Source organism: Bermanella marisrubri (genome assembly GCF_012295615.1).
Taxonomy (GTDB): Bacteria; Pseudomonadota; Gammaproteobacteria; order Pseudomonadales; family Oceanobacteraceae; genus Bermanella; species Bermanella marisrubri.
Genome location: NZ_CP051183.1, coordinates 1,015,284 through 1,030,244 on the forward strand (window position 1 = coordinate 1,015,284; position 14,961 = coordinate 1,030,244).

At 44.2% G+C, this 14,961-nt stretch carries 14 protein-coding genes; 7 read left to right on the forward strand and 7 right to left on the reverse strand.

Annotation, left to right across the window (positions count from 1 at the left end; translation table 11 throughout):
• The first annotated feature begins 24 nt into the window (after nt 1-24).
• The 6 genes from HF888_RS04675 to HF888_RS04700 all read left to right on the forward strand — a co-directional run bounded on the left by HF888_RS04675 (nt 25) and on the right by HF888_RS04700 (nt 7,601).
• Nucleotides 25-1,047, forward strand: a complete 1,023-nt coding sequence (locus HF888_RS04675) for a GlxA family transcriptional regulator (protein WP_007019051.1) — start codon at nt 25-27, stop codon at nt 1,045-1,047.
• 75 nt (nt 1,048-1,122) lie between these two features.
• Nucleotides 1,123-1,956, forward strand: a complete 834-nt coding sequence (locus HF888_RS04680) for a CvfB family protein (protein WP_007019052.1) — start codon at nt 1,123-1,125, stop codon at nt 1,954-1,956.
• 30 nt (nt 1,957-1,986) lie between these two features.
• Entirely contained in the window at nt 1,987-2,400 is a 414-nt protein-coding gene (arfB, locus tag HF888_RS04685; RefSeq protein WP_007019053.1) for an alternative ribosome rescue aminoacyl-tRNA hydrolase ArfB, read from the forward strand.
• Nucleotides 2,401-2,472: 72 nt separating this feature from the next.
• Nucleotides 2,473-2,913: a hypothetical protein gene (locus tag HF888_RS04690; RefSeq protein ID WP_007019054.1), complete on the forward strand. Its 441-nt coding sequence runs from the start codon at nt 2,473-2,475 to the stop codon at nt 2,911-2,913.
• A gap of 58 nt (nt 2,914-2,971) precedes the next feature.
• A complete protein-coding gene (locus HF888_RS04695; protein WP_007019055.1) occupies nt 2,972-4,498 on the forward strand; it encodes an efflux RND transporter periplasmic adaptor subunit in 1,527 nt (508 codons plus the stop codon).
• Complete coding sequence (locus HF888_RS04700; RefSeq protein ID WP_007019056.1) at nt 4,491-7,601, forward strand: efflux RND transporter permease subunit; 3,111 nt, start codon at nt 4,491-4,493, stop codon at nt 7,599-7,601. The genes HF888_RS04695 and HF888_RS04700 overlap by 8 nt, the downstream gene beginning before the upstream one ends.
• A 254-nt stretch (nt 7,602-7,855) precedes the next feature.
• Here the strand turns inward: HF888_RS04700 and ectB are convergent, their stop codons facing one another.
• The 5 genes from ectB to HF888_RS04725 all read right to left on the reverse strand — a co-directional run bounded on the left by ectB (nt 7,856) and on the right by HF888_RS04725 (nt 11,575).
• The gene (gene ectB, locus HF888_RS04705; RefSeq protein ID WP_007019057.1) at nt 7,856-9,112 is read right to left on the reverse strand and encodes a diaminobutyrate--2-oxoglutarate transaminase; all 1,257 of its coding nucleotides are present in this window, start codon (nt 9,110-9,112) and stop codon (nt 7,856-7,858) included.
• 93 nt (nt 9,113-9,205) lie between these two features.
• Complete coding sequence (locus tag HF888_RS04710; RefSeq protein WP_007019058.1) at nt 9,206-9,823, reverse strand: trimeric intracellular cation channel family protein; 618 nt, start codon at nt 9,821-9,823, stop codon at nt 9,206-9,208.
• 4 nt (nt 9,824-9,827) lie between these two features.
• Nucleotides 9,828-10,616, reverse strand: coding sequence for an META domain-containing protein (locus HF888_RS04715; RefSeq protein ID WP_007019059.1), 789 nt, complete (start codon nt 10,614-10,616; stop codon nt 9,828-9,830).
• Nucleotides 10,617-10,619: 3 nt separating this feature from the next.
• Complete coding sequence (locus tag HF888_RS04720; protein ID WP_007019060.1) at nt 10,620-11,066, reverse strand: T6SS immunity protein Tdi1 domain-containing protein; 447 nt, start codon at nt 11,064-11,066, stop codon at nt 10,620-10,622.
• 146 nt (nt 11,067-11,212) lie between these two features.
• Nucleotides 11,213-11,575, reverse strand: a complete 363-nt coding sequence (locus HF888_RS04725; protein ID WP_007019061.1) for a hypothetical protein — start codon at nt 11,573-11,575, stop codon at nt 11,213-11,215.
• A gap of 150 nt (nt 11,576-11,725) precedes the next feature.
• Here HF888_RS04725 and HF888_RS04730 point away from each other — a divergent pair, with 150 nt between their 5' ends.
• A complete protein-coding gene (locus tag HF888_RS04730; RefSeq protein ID WP_007019062.1) occupies nt 11,726-12,703 on the forward strand; it encodes an LLM class flavin-dependent oxidoreductase in 978 nt (325 codons plus the stop codon).
• Between the two features lie 69 nt (nt 12,704-12,772).
• Here the strand turns inward: HF888_RS04730 and HF888_RS04735 are convergent, their stop codons facing one another.
• On the reverse strand, nt 12,773-13,552 hold the full coding sequence (locus HF888_RS04735) for a PhzF family phenazine biosynthesis protein (protein WP_007019063.1): 780 nt from the start codon (nt 13,550-13,552) through the stop codon (nt 12,773-12,775).
• Between the two features lie 199 nt (nt 13,553-13,751).
• The gene (prpF, locus tag HF888_RS04740) at nt 13,752-14,930 is read right to left on the reverse strand and encodes a 2-methylaconitate cis-trans isomerase PrpF (RefSeq protein ID WP_007019064.1); all 1,179 of its coding nucleotides are present in this window, start codon (nt 14,928-14,930) and stop codon (nt 13,752-13,754) included.
• Between the last annotated feature and the right edge of the window lie 31 nt (nt 14,931-14,961).

Here is a 14,961-nt window from a genome sequence, read left to right on the forward strand (position 1 = left end):
TGTGACTGATGGGTGTGAATAGCAATGACTGAAAAAGAAACTCGTGATATCTGGGTCGTCGGGTTTGATGGTGCTCTGGCCACAGCCATTACTGGCGTAGTGGACTTATTGGCACTGGCCGGTGTGACGTACCAACGTATACAAGGCCAAGCGATTGAACCACTTTTTAATCTGAGAGTGGTAGCGGCCGAGCGCGGCCCCATTCGCTGTATTAATGGATTAAATCTATACGCAGAACACGACTTTCAAAGTCTGATGAGTAATGTTGATAGTGAAGGGGTGGTTGCGCCCTACGCTGTGGTCGTGCCTACCATTGGCGCGGATATTGGCCAGACCCTGAACAATAACCATCCTATGTTGGCTTTTCTAAAGTGGGCAAAGCAAAACTGTCAGATTATAAGTGCCAATTGCACGGGTAATTTCTTCTTGGCGGAAGCTGGACTATTAAATGGTAAACAAGCCACCACCCATTGGGGTTTTGAGGACGTCTTTAAGCGGCATTATCCCAACGTAGATCTTCGTATTGATCAATTAATTACTCAAGACGATAACATCTATTGTGCCGGCGGTGGCTTAGCTTGGTTTGATATGGGACTGCTGATGATAGAGCAGCATGCTGGTTATGAGGTTGCTATTCAAACCGCGCGCGCTTTTGTCATTGATTATCGCCGACAAAGTCAGTTGAGTTACCGCTTGCATCGTATGCGACCCAATCACCAAGATAGTCTTATTCAATCCATTCAAGACTATTTGGACGCAGCCTATCATAAGCCTGTGACGCTAGATGATCTTGCTAAGACATTTAATATCAGTCAGCGCACGCTAATTCGTCGCTTTAAGCAAGCACTAGACATGACGCCCCATAGCTATATTCAGAATCTTCGTATGGAGGTGGCACAAAAGGCATTGGCGGAAACAGAACGCACAGTGGAGACTGTTATGCAGCAAGTGGGTTACGAGGACGTATCGGCTTTTCGCCGCCTGTTCAAACAGCACACGGGTTTGACTCCCAATGCATACCGAGATCGCTTTGCTCGTCGTCTGTAATACAGGTGAGTATTCCCATGACGCTATGGCTTGGCTTCGCTATAATGGAGACTTATTTTTACAAGTGAGCCCAGCATGATTCAAATCGGCCGATACAATGATTTACCTGTAGTGCGTCAGCTACCAAGAGGTTTGCAGCTTGATGGTGGTCGCGCTGGAGAAATATTGCTGCCAAAGCAATATCTAACGGGTGACGAACAAGTCGGCGATGTGATGACGGTGTTTATTTACCGTGATAGCGAAGATCGCTTGATTGCCACTACCGAACAGCCGAAAGTCCAAGTAGGTGAGTTTGCGTATTTAAATGTGGTAGATGAAACCAAGCATGGCTGTTTTTTAGATTGGGGGTTGCCCAAGGATTTATTTGTTCCTTTCAGTGAACAGCGCCAAGCCCTTAAGAAAGGAAAGCAAGCATTAGTGCGCGTTTATCTTGACGATTCAAATCGCATTGCTGCGTCCGCCAAAATTGATAGCTTTTTGTTAGATATTGATGATGCCAATGTTTACAAAAAAGGCGATGAGGTCACTATCGTATCCGCTGCCAAATCGGACCTTGGCCTCAAGGTGATTGTAAATGGCACTCACTGGGGACTGATTTATGAAAGCGATTTATTCGAACCATTAAAACGAGGCGATAAGCGCAAAGCCTACATCAAACGAGTACGTGATGATCACAAGCTTGAAATTAGTTTGCGTCCTTTGGGTTTCGCTAAAGTAGAGGGCTTGGCAGGTGAAGTCTTAGACAAGCTAAAAGCGGAAGGTGGTTTTATTGCACTAAGCGATAAAAGCTCACCAGAGGCGATTAAGCGTGTTTTTAAGTGCAGTAAAAATGCCTTTAAGCAAGCAATTGGCACCTTGTATAAACAACAGTTAATTAAAATTGAAAAAGAGGGTATTCGCTTACTCTAGCTATTGATTGAATAAGCAACAAAGGTCGTTATGTTATTTATTTCCCATCGAGTCCAGATTCCGAATGACGAAATTGAGATGCATGCCATGCGTGCACAGGGCAGTGGTGGTCAGAACGTTAATAAAAATAGTACGGCCATTCATCTTCGTTTCGATATTAAAGCATCCAGCCTACCGGACCTGTATAAAGACAAGCTATTGGCCATGAGTGATCATCGCATCACCAAAGATGGCGAGATTGTCATCAAAAGCCAAGAGCACAAAAGCCAAGAACTCAATAAAGAAGCCGCCCTTGCGCGTTTGGCGGCCATGATCAAAGAAGCCAATAAAGAGCAAAAAAAGCGAAAGCCGACCAAGCCGTCGCGCTCATCGCAGCGTAAGCGTATGGATAAAAAGACCAAGCATGGTCAGAAGAAGGCTATGCGTAAATCTGTAGCGCTCTAATATCACGGAACCAAATAGCCTAAATGGCGTCACATTGTTTACCTTGACTCGATTACGCGCTAATCTTAAATCATGATGCACGCACTCAGACAGACCTTACAATCCATACTCGGCACCGCAATTTATGTGGTGCTTTTGTGTGTATTGGTTTTACAGTCTTGGCTGGTGGGTGCGTGTCCTATGGTATCGGGTACAGCCCAGCTGAGCAGTACAAGCGTGGTTTCCGAAACGGATCACATGATGATGGATCATCGTCATCATCAGGATATGTCGAATGTTTCTATGGCTGACCACAGTATGCACAATAGCCATTCGATAGATTTGCAGCAAAGCGAATGTGCTGACAAAGACGCCTCATGCCCTATGCTAGCGTTATTACATGGCCATCATGACTCTATTGTGTGGATGACGCCAAGTATCTCAGCGCGTACCATACAGATTGAACTCCCTACTATTGCTACTCAGCAACATCCTTCCAGTTTATATCGTCCTCCAATACGTTCCCTAATTTAACAGCATAATTGACTTTAAAATTCGTATTAGCTTTTTAAAAAAGCGGGAACATCACAACATGGTTAAGAAATTTTTAGCAGCACTCATATTGTTGTTAGTGGGTGCATTATTGGGTTGGCAAGTAGCGCCTTTATTCTCTTCAGCTGAATCAGAAGCAAGTTCAAGCAATGAGCCCTTGTATTGGGTGGCTCCCATGGATCCCAACTATCGCCGAGATAGCCCAGGTAAAAGTCCCATGGGGATGGATTTAGTGCCGGTTTATGAAGAAAGCAGCGCAGAGGATTCTCCTGGCCTGGTTCGTATCAACCCTGATGTAGAAAATAATTTAGGAGTGAGAACGGCTTTAGTAGAAGAAGGGCCGTTAAGCATGACACTAACTGCAAGTGGTATTGTGCAGTTTAATGAAGAAGCGATACAGCATATTCATCCACGAGTAGAAGGTTGGGTAGAAAAACTGCACGTAAAAGCGGTTGGTAATCCGGTTGAAAAAAATCAGCCACTTTATGATTTGTATTCCCCACAGTTGGTTAATGCGCAAGAAGAGTTTTTACTCGCCCTCAAGTCAAATAATGCCAGTTTACTGGAGGCATCGCTCGATAACTTACGAGCGTTGAATTTTCCCCAAGCAACGATTCAAGCTTTACGAAAAGATAAGACCGTTAAACAAACAGTAACCTTCCGTGCACCTCAGTCAGGTGTGTTGGAGAACTTACAAATCCGTGAGGGGTATTTTGTGGGGCCGAGTAAAACGCTCATGTCCATCGTGAATCTCGACAAGGTGTGGGTGGAAGCCGAGGTGTTTCAATCGCAATTACACTGGCTCAAGCAAGGCTTAGCAGTAAGCGTTGCTCTTCATGGGTTTGACGACAAGTTAAATGGGCAAGTCGACTATATCTATCCGCAATTGAATATGCAGAATCGTACTGGTCGGGTGCGTATTGTACTGAATAACCCACAACAAAAAATCAAAGCTGGTATGTATGCGGATGTGACGTTTGCAACGCAATCGTCAAAAGCAGTGACTTATGTGCCTCGAGAAGCGGTTATTCGCTTGGGTGATTCAAATCGTGTGGTCAAGCATGTGGCAGATGGACAGTACAAATCCATTGCAGTCAAAACTGGTGTGAGTAATGAGCAATTTATCGCCATTGAGCAAGGTCTCAAACTAGGTGAGCGCATTGTTACCTCAGCACAATTTTTAATTGATAGTGAGTCCAGTAAACAGTCTGACTTTAAACGAATAGATCGAGGCAGTGCAACGCGCTTACCCAATGCATCCGTGATGGGCAAGGTCAATTATGTGGATGCGAAAAATAGTGTCATTAATATTAGTAGAGCAGCCATTGAAAAATGGAATCGTCCCGCCGCTACCATGGATTTTGTACTTGACCCCTCCATACCGAACAAGTTGATTAATGGTTTACATAAAAGCCAATCTATACATTTTATGTTTGTAATTGATGATGATGAGTTCTATGTCACCGAAATTCATCCTATGGAAAGTGAGCCAGCGGATCATGACAACATGAATCATAGTGAAATGGGCCATGGCTCTATGAATCATGAGGATATGAATCATGATTAAGCAGTTGATTCATTGGTCCGTCCACAATCGTTTTCTCGTGGTCTTGGCTACCGTTTTAGTCATCGCCTTTGGCATCTTTAGTGTTAAAAATACACCTGTTGATGCGATTCCTGATCTATCCGATGTGCAAGTGATTATTAAAACCCAGTATCCGGGGCAAAGCCCACAGGTGGTACAAGACCAAGTGACGTATCCACTGACCACCGCTTTGCTATCTGTGCCCGGTGCGAAAACGGTTCGTGGTTTTAGTTTCTTTGGTGATAGTTATGTGTATGTCATTTTTGATGATGATACCGACATTTATTGGGCACGCTCTCGGGTGCTTGAGTATTTAAATCAAGTGGATTTGCCCAACGGAGTGAAGAGTCAATTAGGACCGGACGCGAGCGGTGTGGGTTGGGTTTTCCTATATGCATTGCAGGACAAAACTGGGCAGTTAGATTTAAGTCAGCTTACGAGTTTGCAAAATTGGTTTTTAAAATATGAATTGCAAACCGTGCCCGGTGTCAGTGAGGTGGCTACTGTCGGTGGTATGGTCAAGCAATATCAGGTGACGGTTGATCCAGTAAAATTGCGCGGCTATAACATTCCACTTGCCCATATCTCTAATGCTATCCAACAAGGCAATCAAGAAACCGGTGCCTCAGTCATTGAAATGGCCGAAGCGGAGTACATGGTTAGCAGCAGTGGATATATTCAAAACCAACAGGACTTGCGAGAGGTTCCTCTTGGATTAAATGAAAATGGTTCTCCGCTATTGTTAGGTGATGTGGCCGATGTTCGGTTAGGCCCGCAAATGCGTCGTGGTATTGCAGAGCTTGATGGTGAAGGTGAAACCGTGGGGGGCATCATTGTTATGCGCTCTGGTGAGAATGCTTTACAAACCATTGATGGCGTAAAAAAGAAACTCGAAAGCGTAAAACTTGGTTTGCCTGAAGGGGTAGAGATTATCCCCGTTTATGATCGCAGTGGTTTGATCTATCGAGCGGTTGATAACTTGTGGAATACGCTCATTGAAGAACTGGCGATTGTGGTCCTGGTTTGTATTGTTTTTCTTTTTCATGTGCGCTCTTCTTTGGTTGCCATGATTAGCTTACCAGTCGGCATACTAGTAGCTTATATCATCATGTATCTCCAAGGCATTAACGCCAACATAATGTCTCTGGGTGGAATTGCTATTGCCATTGGTGCCATGATTGACGGTGCTATTGTCATGATAGAGAACATGCATAAACACATGGAGCGTACACCACTCAATAGAGAAAACCGTTGGCAAGTGGTGGTACAAGCGGCGCAAGAAGTGGGGCCTGCGCTGTTCTTTAGTTTGCTGATTATTACGGTCAGTTTTATTCCTGTATTTACTTTGGAAGCGCAAGAAGGTCGCCTATTCTCGCCATTAGCCTTTACTAAGACCTATGCCATGGCTGCAGCGGCTGCACTATCCATCACTTTGGTACCCGTATTGATGGGTTATTTTGTGCGCGGGCGAGTATTGCCGGAAAAGAAAAATCCAGTGAACCGATTATTAATTGCTGGATATGCGCCCGTACTTAAGCGCTTACTTCACTATCCAAAAACCGTATTGTCGGTAGCACTTATTTTTGTATTGGTAACGCTGTGGCCAATGCAAAAATTGGGCAGTGAATTTATGCCGCCCCTTGATGAAGGGGATTTGATGTATATGCCCACAACCTATCCAGGCTTGAGCATTGGTAAAGCACGAGAGTTGCTACAGCAAACCGACAAGTTAATCAAAACCGTGCCCGAAGTAGATCGAGTATTCGGTAAAGTGGGTCGCGCTGAAACCGCAACGGACCCGGCGCCGTTAACCATGATTGAAACCTTCATCCAATTAAAACCTCGCGAGCAATGGCGTGACGGGCTGACAACGAAAGGCTTGATCGATGAACTGGAGAGTCTTGTTAAGTTTCCTGGGCTAAGTAACGCTTGGGTTATGCCCATTAAAACCCGTATTGATATGCTTGCCACAGGTATTAAAACGCCGGTGGGGATTAAAGTAGCAGGTGACGATTTATCGGTGATCGAAGACATTGGTAAGCAAATCGAACAGTCATTGGCAGAGCTGGAAAACACCGCATCGGTTTATAGTGAACGAGTCAGCGCTGGCCGCTATATCAAAGTGGATATTAGGCGTCAGCAAGCGGCGCGCTATGGTTTGAACATCGCTGATGTACAGCAAGTAATTGCGAGTGCCATTGGCGGGCGCAACATTACGCAAACCGTAGAAGGCTTAGAGCGCTACCCCATTAATGTGCGATATCCACAAACTTATCGTGATTCCCCCGAAGCATTAGAGGCACTGCCTATCATTGCCGCCAACGGCATGGAGCTCAGCCTAGGACAAGTGGCCGATATCTATGTTGAACTGGGACCAGGCGCTATTAAAAGTGAAAATGCGCGCATTAACGGTTGGAGTTTTATCGATATCAAAGATATTGATGTGGGCAGTTATATGAAAATGGCCCAGCAAAAAATTGAAGAGGATATTCAAATACCTGCTGGTTACAGTTTGAAATGGGCGGGTCAATTTGAATACATGGAAAGAGCGAAACAAAAACTCATGCTGGTGGTGCCTCTGACGCTCATCATCATCATTGTTCTGTTGTATTTAAGTTTTAGGCGATTGGGTGAAGTCGCTATCTTGATGACGACCTTACCTTTTAGTTTAACAGGCAGTATCTGGTTGATGTACGCACTGGATTTTAATTTTTCCATTGCAGTGGGTGTTGGCTTCATCGCATTAGCAGGCGTAGCGGTGGAAACCGGTGTGATTATGTTGGTGTATTTAAACCAAGCATATGATGAGTACATGAAACAAAACGCCAGTCAAAAGACCACGTTATTGCAAACTGTTTATGAAGGAGCAAGCTTAAGGGTTCGACCTGTCTTAATGACGGCTGGGGCTACCATTGCCGGTTTGCTACCCATTTTATTCTCTACCGGAACGGGTTCAGAAATTATGAGTCGGCTGGCTGCACCCATGGTGGGCGGAATGCTTACTTCCATTATATTGACGCTATTTATCATTCCAGTCATATATTACAGCTGGAAGTCGCTATGTCGTCAAAAGATGAAGGATTAGTAAATATGATATTTGATCATTGGGTTTTCCAAAATCAGTTCATAGTCTCTCGAACGCGGTAAACACATCCATGTGCGCTCGGCGTGCCATCCATGGCACGCAACGCCGTTCGCTTTATGAACCGTTTTCGAAAAACTAGATATGGCAAATTATTTGAGGGATACAAATGTTCGTACAATAGAGCTTGTTTCAGACATAAAAAACCCCGCAATCGCGGGGTTCTTTGATGCTAATTAAATCTATACCAGATCAAATTAAGCGTGCTTCTTTGCTACTTCACGGAATGCTTCTTTAAAGACTTCTAGGCCTTCGTTGAAGATCGCGTCGTCGATGTTTAGTGCAACGAACAATTTGTTTACTGTGCTTTCAGCACCGCAGGTTTCACAAATAAGCTTTTTCTCAAAGGCTTTGGCAGATACTTCGTCAGCAAAACCTTCAACTTTTGTTTCGATACCCAGAACCAAACCACGACCGCGTACATCGCAGTTTAGAGATGGGAACTCGTCACGAAGCTCTTCAAGCGCAGCACGCATCACTTTTGATTTGCGATCTACTTCTTGAGTTAACTTATCGTCTGACCAGTATTGATCAATAAGTTGCTTCGCAGCAACGAACGCAAGAGAGTTACCACGGAATGTACCTGTGTGCTCACCTGGAGACCAAACATCGATTTCAGGGTTGATCAAAAGCACCGCCATTGGGTTGCCACCACCAATGGACTTAGATAGACAAACCATGTCTGGTTTAATACCGGCTTCTTCGAAGCTGAAGAATTTGCCAGTACGACCATTACCCACTTGGATGTCGTCGATGATTAATACCATGTCGTATTCTTTACATAGGGCAGCAAGACCTTGTAAAAATTCTTGAGAAGCGACGTTAATACCACCTTCACCTTGCACGGTTTCGATGATCACAGCAGCGGGTAGCTCAAGGCCAGAACCCTTGTCTTCCAAATAACGACGGAATACATGTAGGCTATCAATATCTTGGCCTAAGAAACCATCAAATGGCATGAAAGAGGTCGCACCGCGTGCGCCATACGTATCGTCACGGTAAGATTCGTTACCCGTCGCAGCCAATGCGCCCATGGTGTGTCCATGGTATGCGTTAGTAAACGCAACAATACCTGGGCGACCTTTTGCTTGGCGCGCCAGCTTCATGGCCGCTTCTGTACAGTTTGTACCTGTAGGGCCAGTGAATTGTAGTTTGTATTCTAGATTGCGCGGCTTAAGAATCTTCTCTACAAAAGACTCCATAAACTCTTGCTTGGCAACGGTTGCCTTGTCTAAGCCGTGTGCGATGCGTCGATCTTGAAGGTATTTGATCTGAGCTTCTACTGCCACTTCAGGGTTGTGGCCGTAATTGAGGGTGCCTGCTCCGGCGAAGAAATCTATATATCGCGTTCCATCTTCATCGAAGAGCTCTGCTCCGATCGCTTTGTCGAAAACGGTTGGGAAAGAGCGGATATAACCGCGTACTTCTGACTCGTAGTCGTTAAAAATGTCCATTGTTAACCTTTTGGGTTACTAATTTAAGCTTTGTCGTAATACGCAATTTAAGGGCTGACAGATTAGTGCCTCAGCTAATCCAGACCGCTTAAATTATTTATTCGTAAACTTAGGCAGCCGTAGATTATACACGATTGAGGCCGATCTTACTAAAAACGCTGAAAGCGCCGCCAGAAGTATGCTTAGCTGTGGGTTAGTTAGTACTTGCATACTTAAAAGAAAACTGACGCCTCCCACGATGGAAGCGGTGACATATATCTCCGGTTGTAGCAGTTCAGGTTGGCGATCTGACAGGATATCTCGAATCATAGAACCGAAAGTTGGGGTGATCATACCCATGGCAACACAGACCAAAGGACTCAGTCCTAATTCATATGCCTTTGCTGTACCGACTGCACTAAAAATGGCGAGTCCCATGGCATCCATCCACACCAATAAACGCATGCGCTTTATAAATTGTGGCGCGAGAAAATAAGTAACCACGGCAGCTGCCACACAAATATGCAGGTCATAAGCATGTTGACCGTGTGCCCAAGCAACCTCGACACCCAGAATTAGGTCTCTCACAGTACCACCACCAATGCCGGTCACGGTGGCAAAGAGTATAAAACCAAGGATATCTAATTCGTTCTCAGCAGCAGCGAGTGCTCCGGAGATGGCAAATACGAGAGTTCCGCCCAGTCCTGCAAAATAGATGATATCTAAAATCATGAATTTACTCTTTTACGCTTAGACCAAGCTTCGCCAGTGTTTGCTTGTCGCTGTCCAAAAGAACCAGCGCATACTGTTGAAACTGATAATGAGCAGTTCTATGTAATACTTGCAGTACTTGGGATTCAATTGACGATTCAGGGCACGCACGGCGGGTCATGGCAAGACGACCAAAGCGCAATTGCTGATCGCTCACTTCAATTGGTCCTGTTAGCCTGTTGCAGCTGGTGAACCCTGCTGCTCGCATTTCATCGACATTGAATGCAAGAAATGCTTCAGATGAGCTATCAAGGGTATGACCAAGTATCTCAGAGAAAACCCATGTTCGCGGTTGCATTTCACCCGCTAGGCGTTGTTTGGTGCTCAGTTTATTCAATCTATAAGCCTTGGACATGGAGGTTTCGATTGGATTTTCATTCTGTTCTAGCATGAGTAAGGAATCTTCAAATACTCTCCATGTATTGCTAACTTGGCCTTCTTTTATTAGCTCGATGGAATTACCGTCGGCCGTCCAACGAAAGGTTCCGGATTCTTTAAAAAAGCGACTATTGGGTTGTCCTAGGTAATTCGACAAACGTTGGTAATGACCGTGGTTTGCTTCTTCGTCAAAATCAAATAACCGGATTTGTGTTTCGATGCCGGGACAATCTGCGCAGGGAAGCTGTCCATAGTAACTAGTGGCCCAGTCGAGGCTATTTCTACTGGTGTGTTGACTATTAGCTTTGTGCTCATGCTGTAGATTGGAGCATGCACTTAATAGCAGTGAGGCAGTTAAAATTATCGAAAATCGCATAAATTAAGACTCTTGCGAAAGAGGGGTGTAGCTAACTTTTTTGCCACCAGCACGTTGGCGTTTATGTTCCAACTCCCCTGAGAACTTTATGATTTTTTCCACCGGCATCGGTTGAATATTAAATACTGCGTATTTGCCGCCCAATGCTCCTGGCTCTAATAAATGAAATTTATAGCCGGGTTTGAGTTCGCCATATTTTTCAACTGCTTTTTCTAGAATGACTTCCATAAACCAGTCTTGGTTGAACTCAACTTCTTGAACCAATTCATTATATTCGTCCTTGTTATCAGCAATGATTTCGCAGTAAAGGTCTTCAGGACATAGACGCCAAAATCGTCCATCCACATCGTGTAGAATAAAGTTGCCGAATTCATTTTCGGCAATGACCTTTTCTGGATTGATTCCAGTGAAACCCCAATATTGTTTAATTAATGCTAGAACGTCTGACATACAACCCCCTGATGAATTGCTACATTGTAGTCGATATGACTCAACAATTCCTTAACTTAGGTCGCGCCATAGCTAGTGGATAGGTTGTTACTAGTAAGCGACTAGGGTGAAAAGATGGAATACCCTAGGCGCTGATTATAGATTTTTTAATTCGCTTTAATTGGGTTACAGTTTTTGATAAGAACTTTACCTTCTAGTGTGGCCCCGCGAGCATACTCTTTAAATATGCAGGTGTTGGTTTTTGGGTCATAGTTTTCTATCCAAAGGTGATCGTCCTTCCAAGTCGCTGCGATGTGCTTCTGCCCTTCAGGTACACTTACCGACATTACACCACCCCAGTGTTTTACAAAAATTTGTTGGAAGTGAAAGAAATATGCCAATGTGGCCACTAGTAAGATACTTATGCTGGTTGCTGCGGCCCCTTTCCAAGCCTTTAATCGATAGCCTAATGCATACAAACTCAATACTGCTAAAGCCAGCGCACCAATCCAATATAGATATGTAATCATGCTTCACTCCTTAATTTTTTTTGCAACAGTGTTTTCATACTAACATATCATGAAAAAGCCTAGTGCTTCTTTATATTGGGTCTAGTAATTGGTTAGGCTGTTAACCCAAACCTTAAATTGTGATTCTGCTAGTATTTGCGAGGGGATGTGATGAAACTTTCGGTACTCGATCAATCCATGGCGCGGGACTATGACCACGCACAGTTAGCGTTGTCAGAAACCATAGAGATGGCCAAGTGGTGTGAACAATTAGGATACGAACGCTTCTGGATTTCTGAGCATCATGGCTTCCCGACGGTTGCAGGTAGTGCTCCAGAAGTCTTGTTAGCGGCGCTAGGTGCCGCCACCCAGCATATTCGATTAGGCTCGGGCGGAATCATGCTACCGCACTATAGTGCTTATAAAGTAGCCGAGGTGTTTTCTTTATTGGGAAATTTGTATCCGGATCGTATCGATTTAGGGGTCGGACGTGCACCTGGAACCGATATGGCAACGGCCATGGCACTTGCCACTGATGGTCAGCCAAAGTTTAGTCGTTTCCCACAATTGGTGGATGAGTTAATGTCTTTTTTAGGATCGGAAAAGAGTGATCCGCTTGTTAGTCCTAAACCACCAGAACGTTTACCTATTTGGATGCTGGGTAGCAGTCCAGATAGTGCCAAATTAGCAGCTGAAAAAGGTTTACCCTATAATCTTGCTGCATTTATTAACCCACAAGTCCAGCCTGAATTCATTGAATTCTATAAAAATCAATTTAAGTCTTCGAGTTATCTTGAAAGCCCTTATGCCTGTCTGACTGTGAGCGTATTTTGTCATGATGATGAGGAATACGCGCACTTAATGAAGAAAACTTTCGATGTGAATTTTTATCGATTTATTACCGGCCAAAGTGGTGGTCGTTTTCTTATGCCGGAACAAGTAAAAGACTATCTGGTGACACCTGAGTTAGCACAGTTTATGCAAAGCCGTGATCTATATCGTGCTGTAGGCACGCAAAAGCAGGTGATGGAGAAGCTACACTTCATCCGTGAAACGTTTGCTTTGGACGAAATCATGGTAGTGAGCAACTGCTATTATTTGGAGGATCGTAAACGGTGTTTCGAACTTTTAATAGAGGCGGGAAAATAGAATTTTTACATGCATACTTTATTGAGAGTATGCATGTAAACATTGGACTATGTTTGATGAACTATCTTATTAAACGATAATTTTTCCCTTTAAATATGTGATTGCCCCACCGCTAATTAACACACGATCATTATTTAGCTGACAGTGCACTTCGCCTCCTCTTGGCGATAATTGTTTGGCAAACATAGTTTGTTTGTTTAGTTTGTCTGCCCAATAGGGAATGAGTTTTGTAAATGAAGAGCCCGTCACTGGGTCTTCATTGATACCGTAATTGGGGGCGAAGAATCGGCTGATGAAATCATACTCGGTACTAGCGGCAGTGATCATTACACCGCGCAGGTCCCATGCCTTTAAAAGACTAATATCAAAATTTGCATTGCGAATAAATTCCTCGTCATCAAATACGAGAACATAGTCCTCATGCTTTAAGCAAGCGATAGGGCGTTTACTAAAGATCTCTTCGGCTTCATCAAATTTGTCGCATACTTCACCTGGTTGTGAGGGGAAATCCATCTCATATCCCGTTTCAGCCTTTTTCACAATGAGCTCACCACTCATGCAATCAAATACAATAGACTCACCCTGATAATTCAGTTCTGAAAAGAGAATGTGAGCACTGGCTAGTGTCGCATGACCGCATAAGCTGACTTCTTTTGTTGGCGTAAACCAGCGAATATAGAAGCCGTTTTCGTTGGGAACAAAGAATGCTGTTTCGGCAAGATTATTTTCAGCAGCTATGGACTGCATTATATCGTCTGTGAGCCATTCCTCTAGTGGACATACCGCTGCAGGATTCCCTTCAAATACTTTTTTTGCGAAAGCATCGACCTGATAAATATCTAATTCCATTTTCATTAATCCGTGTAGTGTTGGTTTGTTTTTGAGTTCCCAGTTTTAAGGGACATTTGGCAGGCGTTTAAATTAACAGACTAGACCTAAAGAGTAACCAGCCGATTGTATGAATAGTTTGTTTCATTGCGAAAAAGCGCTATCTATAGAGAAAATTATGGATAGCGCTTTATCAATAAGATTATGTTATCCGGCGAGATTAAAATGTCTCCGCCGGCACATGTACCCAGCCTTGCATGATAATGCGCGCACTTCGGCTCATGATTGCCTTATCGATGGACCATTGCTCGCCCACTTTGCTGGCTTCGGCTCCCACTTTTAAGGTGCCAGACGGATGACCAAAGGTGACAGAATTTCGTTCTTTTCCACCTGCTGCGATATTTACCAAAGTACCAGGAATCGCTGCTGCAGCACTAATGGCCACAGCTGCGGTGCCCATCATAGCATGATGCAATTTTCCCATAGAAAGAGCGCGAATTAATACATCCACGGAATCCGCTTCTACGACTTTACCGCTGGAGGCAGTATAGGTTTTTGGGCCTGCGACAATGGCTATCTTTGGAGTATGTTGGCGGTTGGCGGCTTCTGTAATATTTTCAATTAACCCCATTTTTACCGCACCATAGGCGCGAATGGTTTCAAAGGTTTCCAGTGCTTTTTTATCGTTATTGATATCCGCTTGTAATTCAGTACCTGTGTAACCAAGTGATTCTGCTTTGATAAACACGGTAGGAATACCAGCATTGATCATGGTGGCTTCAAAAGTACCAATGTCTGGTACATCTAATTGATCGATTAAATTGCCTGTAGGGAAGAGCGCACCTTCACCGTCGGCAGGGGCAACAAAATCTACACGTACTTCAGCGGCAGGGAAGGTAACACCATCCAACTCAAAATCGCCCATCTCTTGAACTTGACCATTTTTAATAGGGACATGGGCAATGATGGTTTTTGTGATATTGGCTTGCCAAATTTTCACTTCGACAATGCCGTTTTCTGGAATACGTTCAGCCGGGATCAATCCATTATTAATGGCGAAGGGGCCGACAGCAGCGGATAGGTTGCCGCAGTTTCCGCTCCAATCAACAAAAGGTTTATCGATACTGACTTGACCAAATAAATAATCCACATCGTGATCAGATTGCTCACTTTTACTGATAATCACGGTTTTACTTGTGCTAGAGGTCGCGCCACCCATGCCATCGATTTGTTTCTCATAGGGATCGGGGGAACCGATCACTCGTAGCAATAATTTATCCCGTGCTTCGCCCGGTTGCTGCGCTGCTTCAGGCAATTCGTCTTTTAAAAAGAACACACCTTTACTGGTACCGCCACGCATATAGGTAGCCGGTACTTTTATTTGTGGTTGATAACTCATGATTGACTATCACTCATCAAGAAACATTAGA